Source organism: Kitasatospora sp. NPDC008115, from assembly GCF_042957205.1.
GTDB lineage: Bacteria > Actinomycetota > Actinomycetes > Streptomycetales > Streptomycetaceae > Kitasatospora.
On record NZ_JBIBHU010000002.1, the window covers coordinates 139,348 to 163,801 of the forward strand.

Sequence of the window (24,454 nt, forward strand, 5' to 3'; positions counted from 1 at the left end):
TCCGGTTCCCGTATCGTGCCGTCAACTCCGGTACCGGGAAAGAGGTGTGCGGGAGCGGGGTGTCGTCAGGCTTGCAGGAGGACGGCAGGCATCGGCCTGGGGCTCACCAGCGCCACGGGGCCGGCCATCGCCCGCAGGGTCTCGCGCAGCCTGCCCTGGAGAGCGGCCATGGTCCGGTGGGCCTGCGGGGTGTCGACGTAGATCGAGTTGATGTGCAGCCCGGCGGAGTCCCGCTGGAACCACGAGGCGCTGCCGTTCACGCGAGACACCCACACGTAGGCCGTCGGCCGCCACTGCTGATGGTGCTCGGCTCCCGGGCACCTCCGCATGTCGATGTAGGAGAGGAAATTGACCGGGAACGGCCAGCAGCGGCCCGTGAAGTGCTCCGGCGCAAAGAGTTCCCAGGCTCGGATGAAGGGCACGTCGATGCTCTCCATCATCGTCGTGAATCCGTCCCGGACCCCCCTGATGAGCTGTCCGAAGGCGAGGTCCCGGGCGGCGGAGAACTCGATGGGCAGGGTGTTCACGAACCAGCCGAGGGAGTCCCGCCAGGTGGCCCGGCCGCGTTCGCTGAGCGGCATCAGTGCCCGGTAGAGGTCCGGCCCGCCCTCGTCCCGCAGGGCCACGGCCGCCGCCGCGAGGACTCCCATGAACGGCTTCCCGCCCACGTCCCGGCACCGGGCCTCCAGCGCCTCGGCCTGCCGGTCGTCCAACAGGGTCGCGGTGTCGTTGACCGGCGGGTACAGCCGCCCGGGCTCGACCCCGAGGTCCAGCGGGAACCGCGGGAAGACTCCGCCGTTCCGGCCGATGAAGGCCTTCCAGTAGACGAGCCGGTCGTCGTCGACACCGATGGAGTCGTAGCACCGGCGCTGCTCGCGGGCGAACTCCAGGTAGCTTCCCGGGCGCGGGAGGCCGGGATCCTCGCCACGGCAGTACGCGGCGTACGCGACCTGGACGTCGCGGACCACGTTCGGCATCGACATGCCGTCGGACACGATGTGGTCGAAGGCGAGGTACACCGTCGTGGAGCCGCCGTCCCGCAGGACGGCGCCCATGACGTACGGCGGCCAGGCCATCGTGTCGATGCTCTTCCTGAAGCCGTCCCCCAGGAACGCGCGGATCTCCTGGGACGTGTCGAACCCGCCCAGGTCGACGGCTTCGATCCCGATGCCGTCGGGCCGGTGCACGGCGTAGGACAGGTTCTCGGGAACCCGGTGGAACTCACAGCGCAGGAGGTCGTGCCGACGGACCAGGTAGAGCAGGGCCGACTCCAGGGCCGCGCGGTTCAGCGTTCCCCCGATCTCGAACGTGACGGCGAGCCAAGAGGCCAGGGGCTCGTCGGTGTTGCGGGATTCGTCGATCAGCGCGTGGTGCTTGTCCTGATTGAACGACGCGCTTCTTCGGTTCCGCTCCTCGCGGTGGGGCGGGCCCGTCAGGCCCGTCGGGCCGATGCGCCACTGGACAACGCGCCCCGGCGCGATATCGGCCGTTTCCCATGGGATCTGGCGCATGGCGGTTCTCTCCCGGGACGAAGGGGTGGCTTTCGCGGATCGGTGGGCGGTCGCGGGGGCAGTCGGTTTCGGTCCGGCTGGTTTCCTGCGGCCGTCGTGCGTCCCGGACTTGAACGCCGGGCAGGCACGGCGAAGAACTCCCACCCGCCGATTCTCCAACCGGGGGGATCGCCGTGGGCACCCGATCCACTGCAGAGCGTAGCGCCGTGAATTCGGCACCTTGCTGATCGGCTCGCCGCGTTCCCGGCGCCCGGCCCCGGCGCGGTGTCCACCGCTCGGACACGCCGGTTGCCGTCCGGGCCGACGGTTGTACTCTGCACGCGGACGGTCCGTGCCGGTCCTCCGGTACGGTGCCGCGCCCGTGACCCGCCCCGGTTCCGTAGGAGGCCGCCCGCATGAGCACGCCCGACCCGCGCATCTCGTCCGAGCAGGACACGGCGCCGCCGTCCGCCGCCGAGCCGCTGCTGCGCACCCGGGCCGTCGACGTCGTCCGCGACGGGCGCCACCTGCTGCGCGGGATCGACCTCGCCATCCACCCCGGCGAGCACTGGGCGCTGCTCGGCCCCAACGGCGCCGGCAAGTCCACCCTGCTCGCCCTGCTCGGCGCCGTCTCCCACCCCACCCGGGGCGAGGTGGACGTGCTCGGCCGCCGGCTCGGCCGGGTCGACATCCGCGGGCTGCGGGCCCATCTCGGCCACGTCAACCCCCGCCACCCGCTGCGCTCGCCGCTGACGGTGCGCGAGGTGGTGCTGACCGGCGTGACCAACACCATCGAGCCGGACCTGCACCGCAAGCCCGCACCGGAGGAGCTGGACCGGGCCGAGTTGCTGATCGACACCCTCGGCATGACGGCGGCGGCGGAGTCCGCGTGGACCACGCTCTCCCAGGGGGAGCGGGGCCGGGCGCTGATCGCCCGCGCACTGATGCCCAGTCCGCGGCTGCTGCTGCTCGACGAGCCCGCCACCGGGCTCGACCTGACGGCCCGCGAGCTGCTGCTGGACAGCCTGGACCTGCTGCGCCACCAGCACCCCGAGCTGGCCAGCGTGCTGGTCACCCACCACCTGGAGGAGCTGCCGGAGTCCACCACGCACGCGCTGCTGCTGCGTGACGGGGAGACGGTCGCGGCCGGGCCGGTGGACGAGGTGATGACCACCGATCTGGTGAGCGCCACCTTCGGGCACCCGATCCGGATCACCCGGCACGAGGGCCGCTGGACCGCCCGGGCCGCCGCCCCCCGGCGGTCGGGGCGCACCGGGGCGCTCTGACATCGGACGGGCCTGCGAAGGGGGCGCGCACCGCCGGTGCGCGCCCCCTTTACCACTTCTTTGCCATTCTCGCCACGCCCTGACGCGCCCCCGGTGGCCGAAAATCGTCGGTGAACCGACCGCCGGGAGGCCGCAGGCCTACTCCCACCTGCACCGTTTCGTGACCGCCCCCGGTGTAGACGGCAAAATCCGATATCCCTAAGGTATGCCTTAGCTAAGTGGGTGGGTTGCCCTTCCGTGCCATCACTCCCACCCGTGCTCAGCCCTGCCCTGAACCACCCTGCCCTGACCGCTGGAGCCCGCATGTCCGCCCGTCGTTCCACCGCAGCCACGCTGCTCACCCTCGCCGTGGCGACCGCCGCACTGGCGGGCTGCTCGCAGAAGAAGGACGACAAGGCATCGTCGGACGCGGTCAAGGTGAACGCCACCGACACCGCCTGCGAGGTCTCGAAGACCAGCTTCCCGGCCGGTCACGTCGTGCTCGACATCGCCAACAAGGGCTCGAAGGTCACCGAGGTCTACGTCTACGCCGAGGGCGACAAGATCGTCACCGAGCGCGAGAACATCGGCCCGGGCACCAAGGCGAGCATCACCGCCGAGATCAAGGCCGGCACGTACGAGATCGCCTGCAAGCCGGGCATGGTCGGCGACGGCATCCGCCAGAAGATCACCGTCACCGGCGACGGCGGCTCCGCCGCCCCGGCCGACCCGCGGCTGACCGCGGCCGTCGACGCCTACCGCACCTACGCCCAGGAGCAGGCCGACCTCACCATCCCGGCCGTCGAGGCGTTCGCCGCCGCGATCAACGCCGGCGACCTGGAGAAGGCCAAGTCGCTCTACGCCCCCTCGCGGATGGGCTGGGAGCGCACCGAGCCGGTCGCCGAGAGCTTCGGCGACGTCGACCCGAAGACCGACGCCCGCGAGGACGGCCTGGAGCCGGGCCAGGAGTGGACCGGCTGGCACAAGCTGGAGAAGTCGCTGTGGGCCGACGGCGCGATCGGTGACGCCGAGAAGAAGCTCGCCGACCAGCTGGTCGCCGACCTGAAGGACTGGCAGAAGAAGATCCCCGAGGCGGAGATCACCGCGACCAGCATGGCCAACGGCGCCAAGGAGCTGTTGGACGAGGTCGCCACCGGCAAGGTCACCGGCGAGGAGGAGCGCTACAGCCACACCGACCTGGCCGACTTCGCCGCCAACGTCGAGGGCGCCAAGAAGGCCTATGAGCTGCTGAAGCCGGTCGCCTCCGAGAAGGACGCCGAGCTGGCCAGGACGCTGGACTCCGAGTTCGCCGCCATCGAGACCCTGCTCGCCAAGTACAAGCAGGCCGACGGCACCTACACCTCCTACGACAAGGTCGCCGAGCCGGAGCGCAAGGTCCTGTCCGACGCCGTCAACGCGCTGGGCGAGCCGCTGTCGAAGCTGGCCGCCGCGGTGGTCGCGAAGTAACGCCCGCAGCCCGGTGCGCCCGCCCGTCGGCGCGCACCGGGCACCGTACCCGCGCACCACACCCGCACTGCGCCGTGGCGGCCCCGGTGGCCGCCACGGCGTCCGTGAGTCCAGCACAGAGAAGGGCCCGCCCGCCGATGGACGCCGAGAACCAGCAGCAGAACGGGACGCCGGCCACCGACGGCGCCGCCCCGGACACCGCCGTCGCCCCCGCGGGCCGCACCGACCGCACCGCGGTCAGCCGCCGCGCCGTGATCGGCTGGGCCGGGGCCGGGGTCGCCCTGGGCGCGGCCGGCGTCGGCTCGGTCGCCGCCGCCACCCGCCAGGACGACGACACCCCGGCCGCCCCGGCCCCGGCCGGCGGCGACATCCCCTTCTACGGCGACCACCAGTCCGGCATCGCCACCCCCGTCCAGGACCGGCTGCACTTCGCCGCCTTCGACGTCTCCTCGTCCGCCACCCGCGACTCGCTGATCCGGATGCTGAAGGAGTGGACCAAGGCCGCCGCCGCGATGACCGGCGGCCGCGAGGTCGGCAGCGGGGCGGCCAGCGGCCTGCCGGAGGCGCCGCCGGACGACACCGGCGAGGCCCTGGGCCTGCCGGCCTCCCGGCTGACCCTCACCATCGGCTTCGGCCCGAGCCTGTTCGAGAAGGACGGCGTGGACCGCTTCGGCCTCAAGGCCAGGCGCCCCGAGGCCCTGATCGACCTGCCCAGGTTCAAGGGTGACAACCTCGACCCGCAGCGCAGCGGCGGCGACCTGTGCGTCCAGGCCTGCGCCGACGACCCGCAGGTCGCCGTGCACGCGATCCGCAACCTGGCCCGGATCGGCATGGGCACCGTCAACATCCGCTGGTCGCAACTGGGGTTCGGCAAGACCTCCTCGACCACCCCGGACGCCCAGACCCCGCGCAACATGATGGGGTTCAAGGACGGCACCCACAACATCGCCGGCACCGACACCGCCAGGCTCGCCGAGCACGTCTGGGTCGCCCCCGGCGAGGGCCCGGAGTGGATGACCGGTGGCTCCTACCTGGTCGCCCGCCGGATCCGGATGCACATCGAGACCTGGGACCGCACCTCGCTCAAGGAGCAGGAGGACGTCTTCGGCCGCACCAAGGGCGAGGGCGCCGCGTACGGGCGGACCAAGGAGCACGACGACCCGGACCTCAAGGCGATGCCGGTGGACGCGCACGTCCGCCTGGCCCACCCGGACTCCAACGACGGCCAGATGATCCTGCGCCGCGGCTTCTCCTTCACCGACGGCACCGACGGCCTCGGCCGGCTCGACGCCGGGCTGTTCTTCCTCGCCTACCAGCGCGACAGCCGCAAGGCGTTCGTCCCGCTCCAGCAGCGGCTCGCGGCCTCCGACGCGCTGAACGAGTACATCCAGCACGTCGGTTCGGCCCACTTCGCCTGCCCCGCGGGCGTCCGCAAGCCCGGCGAGTGGTGGGGCCAGGCCCTCTTCGGCTGAGGCCGACCCCCCACCCGTCTCGCCCGTACCACCTCTTCACCCCCCAGGGAGCCAGCGTGTTCGCCAACTACCTGATCGGCCTGCGCGAAGGACTCGAAGCCAGCCTGGTCGTCTGCATCCTGATCGCCTACCTGGTCAAGACCGGCCGCCAGGACCGGCTGCCCCCGGTCTGGACCGGCGTCGGCGTGGCCGTCGCCCTGAGCCTCGGCTTCGGCGCCGTGCTCCAGTTCGGCTCGACCCAGCTCAGCTTCGAGGCCCAGGAGGCGCTCGGCGGCACGCTGTCGATCATCGCCGTCGCCCTGGTCACCTGGATGGTGTTCTGGATGCGCCGCACGGCCCGCCACCTGAAGGCCGAACTGCACGGCAAGCTGGACGCGGCCCTCGCCATGGGCACCGGCGCCCTGGTGGTCACCGCCTTCCTGGCGGTGGGCCGCGAGGGCCTGGAGACCGCGCTGTTCATCTGGACCGCGGTGCAGGCCACCGAGGACGGCTACAACCCGATCATCGGCGCGGCGCTCGGTCTGCTGACCTCGGTGGTGCTGGGCTGGCTGTTCTACCGGGGCGCGCTGAAGATCAACCTGGCGAAGTTCTTCACCTGGACCGGCGCCATGCTGGTCGTGGTCGCCGCCGGTGTGCTCGCCTACGGCGTGCACGACCTCCAGGAGGCCGGCTGGCTGGGCGGCCTGCACGACCGCGCCTTCGACATCTCCTCCACCATCCCCAAGGACAGCTGGTACGGCACCCTGCTCAAGGGCGTGTTCAACTTCCAGCCGGACCCGACCGTCCTCCAGGTGGTGGTCTGGCTCGCCTACCTGGTGCCGACGCTGGCCTTCTTCTTCGGAGTCTTCGGCGGCCGCCCCGCCAAGCCGGTCGCCCCGAAGCCGGATACCGCCAACTCGGCCGTCTGAGCGAACAGTTCACGCCGCGGGCAGGCCCGCCGCACACCGCAGAACGCCCCGTCCTCGCACCGCAGGACGGGGCGTTCGGCGTTCCCGCGCCCCCGGCGGACGGCGTGGCTGACGGTCGGTCAAAAAGTTCACCTCCTGGATCTACCCGCGTAAACCCCTTGGCCCCCATCCTGGTTGGCAGCCCGGGCCGGTTCCCGCCCGGGGGCTTTCCCCTGCCCTCCTCGACCCAGGAGTCCCCCGCATGTCCGCGATCTCCGCCATAGCCGCGCCCCGCCGCGCCCTGGCCGCCGCCCTCGGCGCCCTGCTGCTCGCCCTCACCACCCTGCTGGCCGGCGCCGGAAGCGCCCAGGCCGCCCTGCCGACCCCGGTCTCGGCCGCCACCGCCCGCGGCTACCTCGCCACCATCGCGGTGGCCGCCGACTCCCACACCAGCACCTACGACCGCGCGCTCTTCCCGCACTGGATCACCGTCTCCGGCGCCTGCAACACCCGCGAGACGGTCCTCAAGCGCGACGGCGGCAACGTCGTCACCGACTCCAGCTGCGGCGCCGTCAGCGGCAGCTGGTTCTCGGTCTACGACAACGTCACCACCACCGTCTCGTCGAGCTTCGACATCGACCACCTGGTGCCGCTCGCCGAGGCCTGGCGCTCCGGCGCCTGGGCCTGGACCACCGCCCAGCGCCAGGCCTTCGCCAACGACCTGACCCGCCCGCAGCTGATCGCCGTCTCCGCGAGCTCCAACCGCTCCAAGGGCGACCAGGACCCGTCCGGCTGGCTGCCGCAGGCCTCCTACCGCTGCACCTACACCCGCGCCTGGGTCCAGGTGAAGTACTACTACGGCCTCTCCGTCGACAGCGCCGAGAAGAGCGCCCTCTCCGCTGTCCTCAGCGGCTGCTGAGGAAACGTTCGCTCCCTGTGATGCACCGGCGCCCCACCGTCACCACGGGGGCGCCGGTGCCCCATTGCCCCGCGAATGGGCCTACGGTGGAGGGAGAGAACGTCTCGGCTTGGGAGCGTGGTCGAGATGAGCGGCAACACCGCCGCCCGGCCCAGGTGGTACACCCGCACCTGGCACGTCGTACGGGAGAGCATCAGATTACGGCCGCCCCGATCGGCCTGGCGCGAGCGCGTACTCGCCCGGATCGGGTACCTGCGCGTCCTGCTCGACCGCGAGACCTGCGAGAACCTCCCCGGTGGTCTCCCCGACAACCTCCCCGGTGTCGGCGCCGAGCGCCGCCGCGTCCTGGCCGACGGCGCCCGCGCCCGCCTCGACAGCGCCGCCGCGTCCACCGTCGAACGCTTCCACTGGCGTCGCCCGTGGTCCGGCGCCACCGCCCTGGAGGGCGCCTGGGCCAACGTCCGCGCCGCCGACGTCCTGCTGCTGGAACTCGTCCCCGCCGCGCTGCTGCCCGACCGGGCCATCGACATCCTCGCCATGGCCCGCAACCACCTCGGCCGCAAGGACCTGCGCACCGTCGCACTCGCCAAGCGCGTCGGTGCCGCGAACATCGGCGAACCCGACCGCAACCTGCTGATCCGCACCCTCGACGCCGCCTACGCGGCCCTGGACGCCGAGTACGCCCGGGTGCGCAGCCTGCGCAACCTGCTCTGGGCGGCCACCCTCTGCGTCCTGGTCGGTGTGGCCGGACTGGCGGTCTACGGCTGGTTCAACCCCAAGTCGCTGAGCCTCTGCTTCAGCCCCAACCCCACTCCCGCCGTCACCCAGGCCCCCGCCCTGGTCGTGCCCGACCCCGCCGCCACCCGGCTGGTGGTCTGCCCGTCCGGCGAGTTCGTCTGGGGCACCAAGGGCGTCATCGCCGGCAACTACGCGACCAGCGGCGACATCATCACCGTCGAGGTGGCCGGCCTGGCCGGCGCCGCGCTCACGGTGATCGGCTCGCTGCGCCGCATCCAGGGCACCAGCGCGCCCTTCCTGCTGCCGCTGGCCGCCGCCGCCCTCAAGTTCCCCACCGGCGCCCTCTCCGCGCTGATCGGCCTGCTGCTGATCCGCGGCGCCTTCGTCCCCGGCCTGAGCGACCTCGACAGCCGCGCCCAGGTCCTCGCCTGGGGCGTGGCCTTCGGCGCCGCGCAGCACCTGGTGACCCGGCTGGTCGACGAACGGGCCCAGTCCACCCTGAAGGAGGTCGGGCGACCACCCGGCGGAGACGTTGCGCCGGAGGACGCCACCGGTGGCGCGGCGGCCCGCACCGAATCCTGAGCCATGGCGCCCGACAGCACGCCGCCCGCCGGGGGCGATCCCGGCGGGCGGCGTGTGTTCGGGGGCGGTTCGCGTCGGGGCTACTCGCTCTTGATCGCGCCCAGGATGTCCATGCGGGCCGCGCGGCGGGCGGGCCAGAGGGCGGCGAGCAGGCCGATGACGGCGGCGGCGACGAGGAAGGAGACGATCTGCACCGGGGGCACGACCATGGTGATGTTCTTGAGCGCCTCGGAGATGGTGCGAACGGCGGCCCAGGCGGTGACGATGCCGAGGAGGACGCCGACCACGCCGCCGAACAGGGCGATGATCAGGGACTCCAGGCGGACCATCCGGCCGATGCCGCGGCGGTCCAGGCCGATCGCCCGCAGCATGCCGATCTCGCGGCGGCGCTCGAACACCGACATCGCCATGGTGTTGACGACGCCGAGGACGGCGACCACCACGGACATGCCCAGCAGCCCGTACATGACGTTCAGCACGGCGGTGACCGACCGGCTGTTCTCCTCCTTGATGTCCTTCTCGCCCTTGACGGTGATCAGCGGGTTGCCGCCGGTGGCGTCGCGCAGCGCCTGCTTGAGCTCGGGCGTCGCGCCCTGGTCGCCCTTGACCAGCACCTTCCGCAGGCCGGAGCCGGCGGCGGCGTGCGGGCCGACCACGTGGTCGGGGGCGACCAGTCCGGAGATCTCGCTGTTGCTCTCCACCAGGCCGCCGACGGTCAGGGTGGCGCGGGTGCCGTCGGGGTAGGTGCCGTCGACGGTGGAGCCGACCGTGAGGTGGTTGCGCTCGGCGTAGCGGGTGGTGGCGAGCAGCTGGCCCTGCTTGAGGGCGTCGGCGTTGCCGGCGGTGACCTTGAGGCCGATCAGCTGGTCGAAGGACTCGGCGTTCACGGCGGTGAGCCAGCTGGTGTCGTCCTCGTCGGTGGCGGAGTCCACCGGCACCTGGCGCTCCACGCTCGTCGCGACGACCCCGGGGGTCTTGGCGATCTGCTCGGCGACCTCGGGGGCGAGCATGGAGAAGTTGTCCATGGCGACGGCGTAGTCGGCCTTGAGGTCGCTCGCGAACGCCTCGTCGGCGGCCTTGTTCACCGAGGCGCCGACCACGGTCAGCGCGGTGATCAGGGTCACGCCGATGGTGAGCGCGGAGGCGGTGGCGGCGGTGCGGCGCGGGTTGCGGACGGCGTTCTCGCGGGCCAGCTTGCCGGGGGTGGCGAACAGCCGGCGCAGCACCGGGGCGAACAGCGCGATCACCGGGCGGGACAGCAGCGGGGTGAGCACGAAGACGCCGATCATCAGCGCGCCCGCGCCGAGCCCCACCAGGTTGACCTCCTTGGCGGCCGCGCCGCCGAGCAGGCCGCCGACACCGATCGCGGCGAACAGCAGGCCGATGATGTTGCGCACCAGCAGGGACTTCTGGGTGGCGGGCTGCTCGGCCGAGCTCATCGCGGCGACGGGGGCGATCCGGGAGGCGCGCAGCGAGGGCAGCAGGGCGGCCAGCACGGTGACCAGGACGCCGACGACGAGCGAGCCGATCACCGTGGACGGGGCGATCACCAGCGGGCCGTCCGGCAGGTTGGCCTCCCACGGGCCGTTGAGCAGCGCCTTCAGGCCGGAGGCGATGCCGATGCCGGCGACCAGGCCGCCGATCGAGGCGGTCAGGCCGACCAGCAGGGCCTCGGCCAGCACGGAGAGGGTGACCTGCTTGCGGCTGGCGCCGACGGCGCGCAGCAATGCCAGCTCCTTGGTGCGCTGGGCGATCAGCATGGTGAAGGTGTTGGCGATGATGAAGATGCCGACGAAGAGCGAGATGCCGGCGAAGGTCAGCAGCACGGTGGACATGCCCTGGGTGCCTTCGTCGATCATCCGGTCCTGCTCGGCGGCCAGTTCGCGGCCGGTGCGGGCCTCGATGGAGTCGGCCGAGGGGACCGCCTTCTTGACGGCGGCGAGCAGGGCGGTGTCGTCCGCGCCGGGCTTGCCCTTGACGTCGATCTCGGCGTACTGGCCGGGGCTGAGGTAGAGCTGCTGGGCGGTGGCGGTGTCGAACGCGGCGAGCGAGCCGCCGGAGACCACCCGAGGGTCGTTGGTGTGCAGGGTGCCGGTGAGCTTGAGCTCCATGACCGGGCCGTTGACGGCGACGCGCACGGTGTCGCCGACCTTGAAGCCGCCCTTCTCGGCCGTCCTGGCGTCCAGCGCGACCTCGCCGGAGGTGCGCGGGCCGCGGCCGTCGACCAGTGGGAAGCGCGGGTCGGTGCCGTCGGCGCCCGGGACGTAGTTGGTGCCGGTGGTGGAGAAGCCGTTGCCGATCAGCGCACCCTTGCGGTCGGCGATGCCGGCGAAGCCGCTGACCACGCCGCGGGCGTCGGCGGCGTCGGGCAGGGCGGCGACCGCCTTGCGGGTGTCCTCCGTGAGGGAGGGGCCGCCGGACGTCCTGCCACCGTGGTCGTACCCCCGGCCGACGGCATCGCGGTCACTGACCGTGACGGCGATGTCGGTGTAGCTCTTGGCGCTCTGGGAGCGCCAGGCGTCGCCGAGGGTGTCGGTGAAGACGAGGGTGCCGGCCACGAAGGCGGTGCCGAGGAGGACGGCGAGCGTCGTCATCAGCAGTCGGGCCTTGTGGGCCAGCACATTGCGCAGTGCGGTGCGGTACATGGGGTGGTGTCAGTCCTGAGGGTCGTGGGGACGGCGGCCGGTTCGGGAACGGGGCGGGCGGCGGACGCGGGGCGTCAGCTGGTGCGGCCCTTGGCGTCGAAGCGGCGCATGCGGTCCAGGACGGTGTCCGCGGTCGGGTGGAGCAGTTCGTCGACGATGCGGCCGTCGGCGAGGAAGACGACGCGGTCGGCGTAGGAGGCGGCGACGGGGTCGTGGGTGACCATGACGACGGTCTGTCCGAGTTCGCGCACGGAGTTGCGCAGGAAGGAGAGGATCTCGGCGCCGGATCGGGAGTCGAGGTTTCCGGTCGGTTCGTCGGCGAAGATGATGTCGGGCTTGCTCGCGAGGGCGCGGGCGCAGGCGACGCGCTGCTGCTGGCCGCCGGAGAGCTGGCTGGGGCGGTGGGAGAGCCGGCCGGAGAGTCCGACGGTCTCGACGACCCGGTCGAGCCACTGCTTGTCGGCCTTGCGGCCGGCGATGTCCATCGGGAGGGTGATGTTCTCCAGGGCGGTGAGGGTGGGCAGCAGGTTGAAGGCCTGGAAGATGAAGCCGATGTGGTCGCGGCGCAGCTGGGTGAGCTGTTTGTCCTTGAGGCCGACGAGTTCGGTGTCGCCGATGGTGGAGGAGCCGGAGGTGACGGTGTCGAGGCCGGCCATGCAGTGCATCAGGGTGGACTTGCCGGAGCCGGAGGGGCCCATGATGGCGGTGAACTCGCCCTGCGGGAAGGTGACGCTGACGTTGTCGAGGGCGACGACGCGGGTCTCCCCCTCCCCGTAGACCTTGTTCAGACCGGTGGCGCGGGCGGCCGCCTGGCCGGTGCGGACGGCGGTTGCGGGCATCGTCACGAGAGGGCTCCCTGGAGATACGAGTAGGACAATCGGAAGATTGCCTTCCCTTTACATTCTCCCGACCGGTCACCGTCCGGTTTGTCGCTCCCGGGTACGGGCTCCCCCCGCCGTCCCGGCGGTCCGGCGGGGGCGCTTCTCCTCCTCAGGTATGACCTCCGACCCTGAGGAACCGTGCAGGGACTACTCGACCGCGACGCCCCAGCGCACCGCCAGCCCGGCCAGCCCGTCCTGCACCGGCGTCCCGCCCGGCGTGAACCGCCAGACACCGCCGCGCCGTTGGAACGACCCGAGGACCATCGCGCTCTGCGACACCCCGCCGGTCTGCGCGGCCCACTCGGCGGGGCCGTCCGCGTCCGGGCCGAACGCGCCGGTCACCGCCAGTCCGTGCACATAGCCGAGCGGCAGCACCGGCGGCTCCTCCTCCTCGGTGGACACCGCCACCACCACCTCGTCCACGCCCGGCGCCAACCGGCCCGGCTCCAGCGTGAGTTCGGCGCGGCGGACCGGCTCGCCCGGCACCGAGCGGGTGGGGTGCAGCCGCACCGCCCCGTGCGGGTCCTGCGGGTTGTTGAAGAAGACGAAGTGCTCGTCGTCCAGCACCCGGCCGCCGGCGCACAGGAACGCCGAGACGTCCAGCTCGACCGGGTCCCCGCCGGCCGTCCGGCTGCGCCAGGACAGCGCCAGCGTGGTGGTCGCGGTGGCCGGGGCGCTCGGGGCGGCCTCGCGTCCGGCCGCCGGCCCGCCGCCGTTCGGACGCTCGCCCAGCCGCCCGCGCAGCCCCTGCTCCGCCAGCAGCTCCACCAGCTCGGGCCCGCTCACCAGCGTCAGCGGCTTGTTGCGGATGTACTCGTACGAGCCCGGCCCGAAGCCCGCGGTGGTCACCAGGATGCCCTTGATCGCGCCGTGGTGGCGCACCGTCGAGTCGAGGTCGCGCACCGCGGTGGGGGAGACCGTCGAACGGTAGCGCTTGGCCTGGATGACGATCCGTCCACCGGTCACCGGGTCGAGGTCCTCGGCGACCACGTCCACCCCCGCGTCGCCGCTGCGCGCCGTGGTCATCACCCGGAAGCCGCGCAGCCGGAACAGCTCGGCGATCAGCTCCTCGAACTCGATCGGGTCCATCGCGAAGAGGTCCGGGTCGTCCTCGCCGCCCTGCCCGGCCACGCTGCCGCCGACCGTCTCCGGCAGCCGGTCCGGCCGCACCTCGTCCAGCCGCTCGGGCCGCGCCGACAGCACCCCGCCCAGGCCCTGGAAGCACTCCACGGCCGCCACCCGGTCCAGCGCCAGCCCGGCGAACTCGCCCCGGTCGACCGTCACCGTGGTCAGGAACCGCTCCGCCTCCCGGCCGGTCGCCGGATCGATGCCGCGCACGAAGCCGTTCAGCACCACCGAGGCCAGCATCCCGTCCCCGTCGGCGCGGTACAGCTCGGCCACCACCCGCAGCGCGGTCTGGGCCAGCACCTCCCGGTACAGCGCCTTGCGCTCGGTCGCCGGGCGGGCCACCTCGGCCTCCCGGTCGTCCGACTTCACGTACCGCACCCGGGCGGTCGCCGGGACGACGTCCGTGCCCGGCAGCTCCCAGTTCACCACCAGCTGGCGGCTGGACGCCTCCCAGGCCGCCACCAGCCGGTGCGGGAAGCCCTCCGGCCAGCCCGCCGAGGCGTACAGCACGGCGGTGAAGTACTCCTGCACCGCCTCCGCCTCGCCGGACCGCAGCCGGCGCAGCAACTCCTCGGTCCGGGCGGCCCGTTGCTCGTCCTCCCGGCGGAACCCGGCCACCCACTCCAGGTACTGCCCGTGGTACTCGGCCAGCCGGCGCTGCCGGTCGGCCTCCGCCGCCTGCGCCGCGTACCAGTCCTGTTCGAAGCGGGCCCGGGCCTGCGCCACGTACTGCTCGTACTGCCGCCACACCCCGGGATTGCGGGCCTGCGCCGGATCCGGCGGCGGCACCTGGTAGCGGGACTGGTCCGGCATCGGCACCGGCTCGCCGAGGCGCCCCGGCTCGAACGGCGGCACCGGACGCGGGGCCAGCAGGCTCTGCGCCCGGAACGCGGGAGCGTTCAGCCCGGCCGCCAGCAGGCCGCGCAACTCCTCCACCCGGACGTCCAGTTCGGCCGTCCGCCGGGCCGCCTCGGCCTCCCGGGACTGCTGGTACGCCTTCTGTGCCTCGCGCTCGGTGCGCGCCGCCGCCTTCTGCGCGTCGCGCTGCTCCTTCTCCCGCCGGCGCTGCTCGGCGACCTGCGCGCGCCACCGGGCCTCCTCCCGGCGCTGCTCCTGCCGCTGTGTCTCGGCCCAGACCGCCAGCACCCCGTTGTTCCGCCGCCCCGCCACGTCCACCCCTTCGTTCCACGCCGGTCCGCCGCGGCGCCCGCCTCCCGGCCGCGCCGCCGCCGCGCCCGCCACAATAGAACGTGCACCGGGGGGGTGCGCAAAGGGCCCGCGACCTGCGGCGTCGGCCGGTGCTGAGGCGGCGTCAGACTCGCTCGGCGGGCATCGGGACGTCGGCGTACCAGCGCCAGTCGGTGCGGCGTGGGCGGCCGGGCAGTTCGGTGCGGCCGGTGGCCCAGAGCAGGGTCCGCCAAGAGCCGGCGGCCGGGTCGGGTGTCACGTCCGGGAAGAGCCGGGCGAGGGTGCGGCGGCAGACGTCGGCCGGCGGGTCCCAGGGCAGCCCGAGGCCCTCGGCGACGTCGTGCAGGTGGACCAGCGTCTCCACCAGGCTCATCGCGACGAACCCCGCCGGGTCGGCGAGCCCCCAGGGATGGAAGGCGCGGACCTCGGGCGTCCTGGTGCGGGCTGTCGCGACCATCAGCCCGCCGCTCGCCTCCAGCACCTCCAGCAGGCCCCGCGGGCCGTCCTCGCGCCGGGCGAAGACGAAGCTGTTCGGCCCGCCGGGGAAGGGCCGCCGCGAGACGAACGGCACGTAGCGGTCGCGCGGCGGTTCCTGGGGGCCGAGCTGGGCGGCGTAGGCGAGCAGGTCGTCCGCGAGGTGCTCGACGGTGGTCCAGCAGTCCCAGTCGACGCCGCCGGCGGGGCGGGACCAGTCGGCGCCGGCCGGGGCGGCGCTCAGGGTGTCCACGGCGAGCCGGAGTACGGCGGCCAGGTCGTCGGGGGTGGGGCCGTCGGGGGTGGGGTCGTCGGGGGTGGGGCCGGTGGGGGTGGGGCCGGTGGTGATCATGCCCCGGACGCTACCCGCCAGGGTGCGCCTGCGGCATTCGATGCCCCGGGGGGTATCTCTGCTACAGTCGATGACAGATACCCCGGGGGGTACAGCGACTCTGAGAAGACTCCGAGACGACTCTGAGAAGGAGAGGCACGTGTTCTTCGTCGACACCCTGGAGATCGAGGGCCTCGGCAACCGCAGCTACCTGGCCGGCGGCCCGGACGGAGCGGTCGCGATCGACCCGCCGCGCGACATCGACCAGGTCATCGCCGCGGCCGCCCGCCGGGGCGTGCGGATCGCCTACGTCGCCGAGACCCACGTCCACAACGACTACGTCACCGGCGGCCTCGAACTCGCCCGGATCACCGGCGCGCACTACCTCGTCCCCGCCGCCGCGGCCGTCTCCTTCCGGCGGGTGCTGGTCCACGACGGCGACGAGTTCGACGTCGACCCCGCCGCCGGCCTCGCCCTGCGCGCCGTCGCCACCCCCGGCCACACCCCGCACCACACCTCCTACGTGCTCGCCGAGGCCGGCCGCCCGGTCGCCGCGTTCACCGGCGGATCGCTGCTCATCGGCACCGTCGGCCGCCCCGACCTCGTCGAGCCCCGGCTCACCGAGGACCTCGCCCGCGCCCAGCACGCCTCCGCCCACCGGCTCGCCGACGGCCTCGCCGACGACGTGGCCGTGCTGCCCACCCACGGCTTCGGCAGCTTCTGCTCCGCCGGCCGGAGCGCCGGCACCGCCACCACCATCGGCGCCGAGCGGCACCGCAACGAGGCCCTGGTCAAGGACGTCGACACCTTCGTCGCCGACCTGCTCGCAGGCCTCGACGACATCCCCGCCTACTACGCCCACATGGGCCCGCTCAACGCCGCCGGCCCCGCGCCCGTCGACCTCACCCCGCCCGCCCCCGCCGCCGCGGCCGAACTCGCCCGCCGCCTCGCCGCCGGCGAGTGGGTCGTCGACCTGCGCGCCCGCACCGCCTTCGCGGCCGGGCACCTCGCCGGGTCCTTCAACATCGAGGCGGAGGGACAGCTCGCCACGTACCTGGCCTGGCTGATCCCGTGGGGCAAGCCGGTCACGCTGCTCGCCGAGAGCCCCGCCCAGCTCGCCGCCGCCCAGCGCGAACTCGCCCGGGTCGGCATCGACCGCCCCGCCGCGGCGGCCACCGGAGGCCCCGAGGACTGGCTGCTGCCCGGCTCGCAGCCGCGAGCCTTCCGCCGCGCCACCTTCGCCGACCTCGCCGCCGCCCTCACGGCCGCGGACGGTGACGGTGACGGTGAGGGCCACGGCGGGCCGGCCCCGGTCGTGCTCGACGTCCGCCGCGCCGCCGAACGGGCCGCCGCCCACCTCGACGGCACCCACCACATCCCGCTGCACCAGCTCCACCGCCGCGGCACCGAACTGCCGGACGGCCCCGTCTGGGTGCACTGCGCCGGCGGCATGCGGGCCGCCATCGCCGCCTCCCTGCTGGACGCCGCCGGACGCGAGGTCGTCGCCGTCGACGACGCCTTCACCTCCGCCGCCGAGGCCGGCCTCACCGTCGTGACCGCCTGAGCCCCCTCCCGGCCCGGCACCACCCCCGCAGGAGCACCACCATGCACCACCCCGCACCACCCACCCCCCGAATACCCGCGCACTCCGCCGGCCCCCGCCGGACCACGGCCCGCCTCCCCGGGCGATGCCGATGACCACGCTGCTGCTGGCGCTCGCCGCCGGGGCGGTGGTCGGACTGGTCCTCGGCGGACTCGGCGGCGGTGGCGGCATCCTCGCCGTCCCCGCGCTGATCTACCTGCTCGGCCTCTCCCCGGCCGCCGCCACCACCGCCGCCCTGCTGATCGTCCTCGCCACCTCGATCTCCGCGATCGTCGCCCACATGAAGGCCGGCACCATCCGCTGGCGGACCGCCCTCGCCTTCGCCGCCGCCGGGCTGCTCCCCGCCGCCCTCACCGGAGCGGCCGCCGCCAAGCTGCCGCAGAACGTGCTGACCGCCGCCTTCGCGCTGGTCGCCGCGCTCGCCGCGGTCCGCATGCTGCGCCCGCCCCGCCCGGTGTCGGCCGACGCGCCGGCGCCCGGCGCCCGCCGGGGACGGGCCGCCGCGTCCGGGGCCGGACTCGGCGCCCTGACCGGCCTGCTCGGCGTCGGCGGCGGCTTCCTGGCCGTCCCGGCCCTGGTCGGCGCGGTCGGGCTGACCATGGAGGCCGCCATCGGCACCAGCCTCCCGGTGATCGCCGTCAACGCCTCCGCCTCCCTGGCCACCCGGGGCGGCGGCGCGGCCGGACTGGACTGGGCGGTGATCGCCCCGTTCACCGCCGCCGCCGTGCTCGGCGCCTGGGACGGCAAACGGCTCGCCGCCCGCCTCTCCGGGGCCGTCCTCCAGCGGACCTTCGCCGTCCTGCTGCTCGCCGTCGCCGCGGTGATGGGCGTGGACGCCCTGCTCTGACCCCGAAGACCTCCCGTCCCCCCGTTCTGTCGCACCGTTCTGTCGCACTCGTAAGGAGCCCCCATGGCCACGCTCACCGAAGTCACCCCCGCCCAGGCGCACCCCCGCCTCGCCGCCCTCACCGTCGTCGACGTCCGCACCCCGGGCGAGTACGCCGCCGGCCACGTCCCCGGGGCCCTGAACATCCCGCTCGACAAGCTCGACCAGGCCCTCCCCGCGCTGCGCACCGCCGCCGCGCGCGGCGAACTCCTCATCGTCTGCGCCTCCGGCAACCGCTCGGGCAAGGCCTGCGAGTCGCTGGCGGCGGCCGGCATCCCCGCCGCCACCCTGGTCGGCGGCACCAGCGCCTGGGCCGCCGCCGGCCACGAGGTGCAGCGGCCCGAGGGCGCCCCGGCGCGGACGCCGTGGGCGATGGACCGGCAGGTCCGCTTCACGGCCGGCGGCCTGGTCCTGGCCGGTCTGCTCGTCGACCTCGCCCTGCCCGGCACCCGCTGGGTCTCGGCGGCGGTCGGCGCGGGCCTGGTCTTCTCGGCGGTCACCAACACCTGCGCGATGGGCAACCTGCTCTCCCGCCTCCCGCACAACCGCCCCCGCCCCGGCCAGACCCCGGACCTCGCCACCACCCTCGCCACCCTCACTGACCCCCGCTGACCCCCGCGGACCCCGCCCGCCCCGCCGCCGAGGCGGCAGCCCCACCGGCTGCCCCCGGCGGCGGAGCCGTGGAGGCTCGCCCGCTCCGCCGCCGACCGGCAGTGCCTCCGGCCCCGGCCTCCCGCATTCCGCCAGGGAGGCGACCCGGCCGTCGTGATCGCATCGGCTGCCCTCCGCCCGCGGGGCCGGAGGGCCTTCGTCGTCTCACGGAAGGCGCCGGCTCGTTGCGCTCCTGCCTTCTGCGCTCCGGCACTGGCACTGGCACGCCCCGGAGCCGCCAAGACCATTGACCCCACCCGCTCCGCCGCCGACCGGCTGCCCCTCCGCCCAGGCCTCGGCGGCGGAGCCGTGCCGTCCCTGCCCCCCCCCGCACGGCCGCTGCTGTCGCCGAGACCCGCCGGCCGCAGAGCCCGCTGTACCAGCCTGGTTGCCGAGTTGGTTTGGTCGACCTGGCGCGTGGGTGTCGCCCTGAGCGCCGTGATCCCGGTGGCCGTCGATCGCCGGATGGCCGCTGATGGTGGCGTAGCTTCGTGCCCTCCCGGCTGAGGTGGCTGTCGGGGACGCTTTAGCGGACCGTCGTGCCGGAGGGCCGGGCCCGGCTCGTCGGCCAGGGGCGCCGCCCGTGCTACCCGGGGAGCGCTTGACGTGGTGAAGGGCTGCCGCCGTTGGGCGGTGGCCCCGGTCCGGCGGGCGAGGAGGGCGCCGACGGGCCGGCCGCTCTCGTGGGGCGGCGACACGGCGGGGTCCCCGGTGTCGGTGGGCGGCGGTAGCCTCGGGGGCTCGGACGGTGTGGCGTGGTGAGGTGGCGGTGAGCGTGGTGGATGGGTGGGTGTCCACGGGGTTGGGGTGGCGGGACGGGCGGGCCGTGCTGAGTGCGGTGCACGGGCGGCGGGTGCATGAGCGGGAGGTGGTGCCGGGGGTGGAGGTCGGCTGGCTGCTCGGCGGGCCCCGGCGGTGCATCGGGGCGTTGCTGGAGGGCCAGGACGCGCGCACGCCCTGCCCGCACCACGCCGTGATCGCGCCGGACGGTGCCGCCGTGCAGTGCGCGTCCTGCCAGAGCGTGGACCGCGGGCTGGCGCTGGCCCGTGACCAGATCCTCGACGACGGCCGCACCTACCGGCTCTACCTCGCCTGGTTCGGCGAGGGGCTGCTCAAGGTGGGGCTGACCGCCGAGCGGCGCGGCACCAGCCGGCTGCTCGAACAGGGGGCGCTCGCCTGGACGTTCGCCGCCCGGGGCGCCCTGCCCGCCGTCCGCCGCGCCGAACTGACGGTCGCCGCCTCCGGGTTGGCCCGGGAGCGGTTCAAGAGCCGGATGAAGGTGGACCACTGGTGGGAGCACGGCGACGCCGGCCACCGCCGCGCGCTGCTCACCGACGCCCGGGCCCGGGCGCACGAACTGCTGCGCGGGCACGGCGTGGAGCTGCTGGCGGACCACCCGGTCACCGACCACGTCGAGGTCTTCGGGCTGACCGGTGGCGCCCCGCCGGTCTACCGGGCGGTCGACGGGCTGGCGGACGGCGCGGTGCTGGCCGGGCGGCTGCGCCCGCCGATCGGCCGGCACCTGCTGCTCGACCAGCCGGACGGCGGTGCGCCGCTGCTCCTGGACACCCGGCTGCTGACCGGCTGGACGCTCACCCCGGCGGGCGGGCGGCCGTCCTCGGGGCTGGCGCTGAGCGAGCGGGTCCGCCCGGCCGAGCCGGACACCCAGGAGGCGCTGTTCTGACCCGGTGGGCCCGCCGACCCCGGTGGGTTCCCCCACGGGAGAACCGGCAGCCCTAGGCCAGTTTGCCGCGCAGCGCGCCCGGCCCGGAGCGGGCCCGCCGTGACACCGGCGGGCGCGACGGACGGACGTCCCGCCGGGCGTCCGCCGGCTCCTCCGAGCCGTGCCCGCGCGACAGTTCGTACGTCCGGGCGGTCGCCAGCGCGATCCGTGCCAGCAGTGGGTCCTCCCGGACGCCCGCCGCGCGCTTCGCGGCCTGGCAACGGGCGCACCAGATCGGCGAGGCGGGCCCGTCGGGGTACGCCATCGCCTCCGGCGGCAGGTAGTGGCTGCCGCACTCGACGCACTCGAAGACCGACCTCATCCGACGATCACCGTCCCGGACCCGTGGCACCGACCACAGGGTGACCAGTAGACGTGGATCTTGGGCACCATGCTTCCTTCCTCGTCCCGTTCGACCGTGGCTTCGGTCTTCTGGGTTCCCCCGGACCCGCCGCATCCGGAGCAGGCCTTGACCTCGGGCATATGCACACTCCTTTTCGGCGGGGACCACGGTAGCGCGAAATTTGGGGAGTCAGCACCGATCCTGACGAACAGTCGAAGAACCGGGCGTGCGCGCCGAACCCGTGCGCCGCGTACGGGCGTTCGAGGGTGCCCCGATTCGGCGCGCTGTCCCGCAGTTCAGCGTGCCACCGTGCGGAAGCCGCAGTTGCCGCTGGTGGAGTCGGGCGTGTTGCCGGTGCGCGCGGCCACCCGGTAGCGGTTGCAGTAGGAGTCGTGGCACAGGTACGAGCCACCCCGCAGCACCCGCCGCCCCGAAGCCGCGGCAGCACCGCCCCCCTCGCCCGGCCCGCGTGGGTCGAAGCGCGGCGAGCGGGCGTAGTACGCGGGGTCGAACCGGTCGGCGCACCACTCCCAGACGTTCCCGGCCACGTCCACCAGGCCGAAGCCGTTCGGCGGGTAGTGGCCGACCGGCGCGGTCGCGTACCAGCCGTCCTCGCCGGTCGGCAGGTCGGGGAAGCGGCCCTGCCAGATCCGGCAGCGGTGCGCGCCGTCCGGGCGCAGTTCGTCGCCCCAGGCGTAGCGGCGGCCGGCCAGCGGGCCGCGCGCGGCGTACTCCCACTCGGCCTCGGTGGGCAGCCGGCGCCCGGCCCAGTGGCAGTACGCGAGCGCGTCCCGGTGGCTGATGTGCACCACGGGGTGGTCCTGGAGGTCCTCCGCGTCGCTGAGCGGGCCGAAGGGGTGACGCCAGTCGGCGCCGCGCACCTCGACCCACCAGGGCGCGGCGGGGGAGCGGCCCAGCACGTCGGCGGGGTCGGCGAGGACGAACAGGTGGAAGACGGCGGAGGAGCCGGCCCGCTCGGCGTCGGTGCGGTGGCCGGTGGCCGCGACGAAGGCGGCGAACCGGGCGGTGGTCACCGGTTCGGTGTCGATGGTGAACGGCGCCAGTTCCACCTCGTGCACGGGCGTCTCGCCGTCCGCCGGGTACCCCTCCCCGAAGGCGTCCCCCATCGCGAACACCCCGCCGGGAAGCGCCACTTCGGGGTGCTCGGGCAGCTGCGGCGCGGTCGGCGGCGGGAGCAGCGGGACGGGTTCTGGGCCGGCCGGGGCCGACGGCATGCAGCAGGCGCGTGCGGCGGGGGGTTGACTCATGGGCCCAAGCTATAGCACTTTGCACCTAGGTGAGAATGCACCTATCGAGATCCGAGGAACCGGTGAGAGCCGGGGAGAGGGCACCGGTGAAGTTCGACCACGTCCTGCTGGGCCTGCTGGCCATCCATCCGCGCAGCGGCTGGGACCTCAAGCAGTGGCTGGCGGGGGAGGGGCAGTTCGTCCGCTCCCACGCGCACCCGAGCCAGATCTACCGGCTGCTCAAGCGGATGGCCGACCAGGGCTGGGTGGTCTACGAGACCGACCCGCGCGACGGCCGCCCGGACGCCAAGGTCTACCGGCTGACCGACGCCGGCCGGGCCGAGCTGATCCGGGAGGCCCGCTCGCCGTTCGAACCGGCCAGCCGCTTCCAGGACCCGGACTTCATGGCCCGGTTCTACTTCTCCGCCCAGCTCGCGCCGGAGCAGCTGATCCCGCTGATCGACACCGAGCTCGACTACCGCCGCCGCCAGGTGGCGCTCATGCGCCCCCGGGACCGCTCACTGGTCTTCGCCGAGGGCACCCCGGAGTCGGACGTCCGGCGGCTGCGGATGATCCGCGAGCTCACCCACGAGTACGGCACCTCCGCCGTCGACACCTGGATCGACTGGCTGGAGCGGGTCCGCCGGCTGCTCGCCGACGGAACCATCCCCACCACCAGCACCACCAGCCCCGAGGAGACGCCCCGGTGAAAGCCGTCATGGTCATGTTCGACAGCCTCAACCGCCGGTTCCTGCCGCCCTACGGCTGCGACTGGACCGTCGCGCCGAACTTCGCCCGCCTCGCCGCCCGCGCCGCGACCTTCGACAACTGCTACGGCGGCTCCATGCCCTGCATGCCGGCCCGCCGCGAGATGCACACCGGCCGCTACAACTTCCTGCACCGCTCCTGGGGCCCGCTGGAGCCCTTCGACGACTCCGTCCCCGACCTGCTGGGCAAGGCGGGCGTCTACACCCACCTGGTCACCGACCACCAGCACTACTGGGAGGACGGCGGCGCCACCTACCACAACCGCTACAACAGCTACGAGTTCTTCCGCGGCCAGGAGGGCGACAAGTGGAAGGGCCACGTCGCCGACCCGGACATCCCCGAGACGCTCTCCTGGCGCGACGGCCCGATGTGGCGCCAGGACTGGGTCAACCGCCAGTACCTGGCCGACGTCGCCGACCACCCGCAGACCCGCACCTTCGACGCCGGCCTGGAGTTCATCGCCACCAACCGCGAGCAGGACCGCTGGTTCCTGCAGATCGAGTGCTTCGACCCGCACGAGCCGTTCTACTCCTACGCCGAGCACAAGAAGCACTACCCGCACGACTGGGACGGCCCGCACTTCGACTGGCCCGACTACAAGCGCGTCACCGAGAGCCCGGAGGCCGTCGAGCACGCCCGCAACGAGTACGCCGCGCTGCTCACCATGTGCGACGACTCGCTCGGCCGGGTCCTGGACGCCTTCGACGAGCACGGCCTGTGGGACGACACCCTGCTGATCGTCTGCACCGACCACGGCCTGTTGCTCGGGGAGCGCGGCTGGTGGGGCAAGAACGTCCAGCCCTGGTACGACGAGAACATCCACACCCCGCTGTTCGTCTGGGACCCGCGCAGCCGGGCCACCGGACGGCGCGCCTCCCTCGTGCAGACCATCGACCTCGGGCCGACCCTGCTGGAGTACTTCGACGTCCCGCGCACCCCCGACATGCAGGGCCGCCCGCTCGTCGACACGGTCGCCTCCGACGCCCCGGTCCGCCCGCACGGCCTGTTCGGCGTCTTCGGCGGGCACGTCAGCATCACCGACGGCCGCCACGTCTACATGCGCGCCTGCAAGGACCCGTCCAACCGGCCGCTGTTCGAGCACACCCTGATGCCCACCCACATGCGCGGCCACTTCACCCCGCGGGAACTGGCCGGCGCCACCCTGGCCGGTCCGCTGCCCTTCACCAAGGGCGTGCCCGTGCTGCGGATGCCGGCCTCCTCCTGGGGCAACCCGTACGCGTTCGGGACCCTGCTGTTCGACCTGGAGAGCGACCCGGAGCAGGAGAACCCGCTGGTCGACGACGAGCTGGAGCTGCGGATGGCCACGCTGCTCACCGAGGCGCTGCGCGAGGGCGACGCACCTGCCGACCAGTTCGAACGGCTCGGCCTGCCCGCCGAAGGGCCGGTCACCGCCGAGCACCTGCTCGCGCGCGCCCAGCGGCCGCAGGCGCTCGCCGCCGGTGAGCCGCTGCCGGAGGCGGGCGACTTCGCCGACGGCCCGCGCTCGGTGCACACCCCGCTGCGCGCGCTGCTGGCGGACGAGGAGGCGCGCGAGGCCGTCCTGGCGCGGCTGCCGATGCTGGCCAACCCCGGCCTCCAGGCGATGCTCGGCGGGCTCTCGCCGTTCCGGCTCGCCGCCATGGGCCCGTCCGTCCGCCCGGCGGACCTGCACGCCCTGGCCGGCACCCTGGCCGCGCTGCCGGACCCCGCGTAACGGCGACGACGGCGCCCCTCCCCGGAAAGGGAGGGGCGCCGTCCCGGTGTTC

19 protein-coding genes are annotated in these 24,454 nt (G+C 73.8%); 12 read left to right on the top strand and 7 right to left on the bottom strand.

What is annotated here, in order from left to right; translation table 11 throughout:
* Positions 1-65 precede the first annotated feature (65 nt).
* On the bottom strand, positions 66-1,511 hold the full coding sequence (locus tag ACFZBX_RS02960) for a condensation domain-containing protein (RefSeq protein WP_391531174.1): 1,446 nt from the start codon (positions 1,509-1,511) through the stop codon (positions 66-68).
* A gap of 395 nt (positions 1,512-1,906) precedes the next feature.
* On the opposite strand from ACFZBX_RS02960, the gene ACFZBX_RS02965 reads away from it, so the two are divergent.
* From ACFZBX_RS02965 to ACFZBX_RS02990, 6 genes are all read left to right on the top strand, one after another.
* On the top strand, positions 1,907-2,776 hold the full coding sequence (locus ACFZBX_RS02965) for an ABC transporter ATP-binding protein (RefSeq protein ID WP_391531176.1): 870 nt from the start codon (positions 1,907-1,909) through the stop codon (positions 2,774-2,776).
* Between the two features lie 303 nt (positions 2,777-3,079).
* On the top strand, positions 3,080-4,222 hold the full coding sequence (gene efeO, locus ACFZBX_RS02970) for an iron uptake system protein EfeO (RefSeq protein WP_391531178.1): 1,143 nt from the start codon (positions 3,080-3,082) through the stop codon (positions 4,220-4,222).
* Positions 4,223-4,359: 137 nt separating this feature from the next.
* A complete protein-coding gene (gene efeB / locus ACFZBX_RS02975; RefSeq protein WP_391531180.1) occupies positions 4,360-5,694 on the top strand; it encodes an iron uptake transporter deferrochelatase/peroxidase subunit in 1,335 nt (444 codons plus the stop codon).
* Positions 5,695-5,750: 56 nt separating this feature from the next.
* Positions 5,751-6,602: an iron uptake transporter permease EfeU gene (efeU, locus tag ACFZBX_RS02980; protein WP_391531182.1), complete on the top strand. Its 852-nt coding sequence runs from the start codon at positions 5,751-5,753 to the stop codon at positions 6,600-6,602.
* A 241-nt stretch (positions 6,603-6,843) separates the two neighbouring features.
* Positions 6,844-7,500: an HNH endonuclease family protein gene (locus ACFZBX_RS02985; protein WP_391531184.1), complete on the top strand. Its 657-nt coding sequence runs from the start codon at positions 6,844-6,846 to the stop codon at positions 7,498-7,500.
* Between the two features lie 126 nt (positions 7,501-7,626).
* Complete coding sequence (locus tag ACFZBX_RS02990; RefSeq protein WP_391531185.1) at positions 7,627-8,820, top strand: hypothetical protein; 1,194 nt, start codon at positions 7,627-7,629, stop codon at positions 8,818-8,820.
* An 80-nt stretch (positions 8,821-8,900) separates the two neighbouring features.
* Here the strand turns inward: ACFZBX_RS02990 and ACFZBX_RS02995 are convergent, their stop codons facing one another.
* From ACFZBX_RS02995 to ACFZBX_RS03010, 4 genes are all read right to left on the bottom strand, one after another.
* Positions 8,901-11,465 carry an ABC transporter permease gene (locus ACFZBX_RS02995; protein ID WP_391531187.1) on the bottom strand — a complete coding sequence of 855 codons (2,565 nt, stop codon included), beginning with the start codon at positions 11,463-11,465 and terminating at the stop codon, positions 8,901-8,903.
* A gap of 74 nt (positions 11,466-11,539) precedes the next feature.
* The gene (locus ACFZBX_RS03000; RefSeq protein ID WP_391531442.1) at positions 11,540-12,304 is read right to left on the bottom strand and encodes an ABC transporter ATP-binding protein; all 765 of its coding nucleotides are present in this window, start codon (positions 12,302-12,304) and stop codon (positions 11,540-11,542) included.
* A 189-nt stretch (positions 12,305-12,493) separates the two neighbouring features.
* Complete coding sequence (locus tag ACFZBX_RS03005; RefSeq protein ID WP_391531188.1) at positions 12,494-14,644, bottom strand: restriction endonuclease; 2,151 nt, start codon at positions 14,642-14,644, stop codon at positions 12,494-12,496.
* 142 nt (positions 14,645-14,786) lie between these two features.
* Positions 14,787-15,488 (bottom strand): maleylpyruvate isomerase N-terminal domain-containing protein, encoded by a 702-nt coding sequence (locus tag ACFZBX_RS03010; RefSeq protein ID WP_391531189.1) that lies wholly within the window; start codon positions 15,486-15,488, stop codon positions 14,787-14,789.
* Between the two features lie 139 nt (positions 15,489-15,627).
* On the opposite strand from ACFZBX_RS03010, the gene ACFZBX_RS03015 reads away from it, so the two are divergent.
* From ACFZBX_RS03015 to ACFZBX_RS03030, 4 genes are all read left to right on the top strand, one after another.
* Complete coding sequence (locus tag ACFZBX_RS03015; protein ID WP_391531190.1) at positions 15,628-17,031, top strand: rhodanese-like domain-containing protein; 1,404 nt, start codon at positions 15,628-15,630, stop codon at positions 17,029-17,031.
* A 130-nt stretch (positions 17,032-17,161) separates the two neighbouring features.
* A complete protein-coding gene (locus ACFZBX_RS03020; protein ID WP_391531191.1) occupies positions 17,162-17,917 on the top strand; it encodes a TSUP family transporter in 756 nt (251 codons plus the stop codon).
* 63 nt (positions 17,918-17,980) lie between these two features.
* Complete coding sequence (locus tag ACFZBX_RS03025; RefSeq protein WP_391531192.1) at positions 17,981-18,568, top strand: rhodanese-like domain-containing protein; 588 nt, start codon at positions 17,981-17,983, stop codon at positions 18,566-18,568.
* An 829-nt stretch (positions 18,569-19,397) separates the two neighbouring features.
* Positions 19,398-20,291 (top strand): DUF2797 domain-containing protein, encoded by an 894-nt coding sequence (locus ACFZBX_RS03030; protein WP_391531193.1) that lies wholly within the window; start codon positions 19,398-19,400, stop codon positions 20,289-20,291.
* A gap of 52 nt (positions 20,292-20,343) precedes the next feature.
* Here ACFZBX_RS03030 and ACFZBX_RS03035 read toward each other — a convergent pair whose 3' ends face one another.
* Positions 20,344-20,652 carry a hypothetical protein gene (locus ACFZBX_RS03035; protein WP_391531194.1) on the bottom strand — a complete coding sequence of 103 codons (309 nt, stop codon included), beginning with the start codon at positions 20,650-20,652 and terminating at the stop codon, positions 20,344-20,346.
* A gap of 317 nt (positions 20,653-20,969) precedes the next feature.
* Entirely contained in the window at positions 20,970-21,941 is a 972-nt protein-coding gene (locus ACFZBX_RS03040) for a formylglycine-generating enzyme family protein (RefSeq protein ID WP_391531195.1), read from the bottom strand.
* An 86-nt stretch (positions 21,942-22,027) separates the two neighbouring features.
* Here ACFZBX_RS03040 and ACFZBX_RS03045 point away from each other — a divergent pair, with 86 nt between their 5' ends.
* Entirely contained in the window at positions 22,028-22,630 is a 603-nt protein-coding gene (locus ACFZBX_RS03045; RefSeq protein WP_391531196.1) for a PadR family transcriptional regulator, read from the top strand.
* A complete protein-coding gene (locus tag ACFZBX_RS03050; RefSeq protein ID WP_391531197.1) occupies positions 22,627-24,402 on the top strand; it encodes a sulfatase in 1,776 nt (591 codons plus the stop codon). The genes ACFZBX_RS03045 and ACFZBX_RS03050 overlap by 4 nt, the downstream gene beginning before the upstream one ends.
* Positions 24,403-24,454 lie beyond the last annotated feature (52 nt).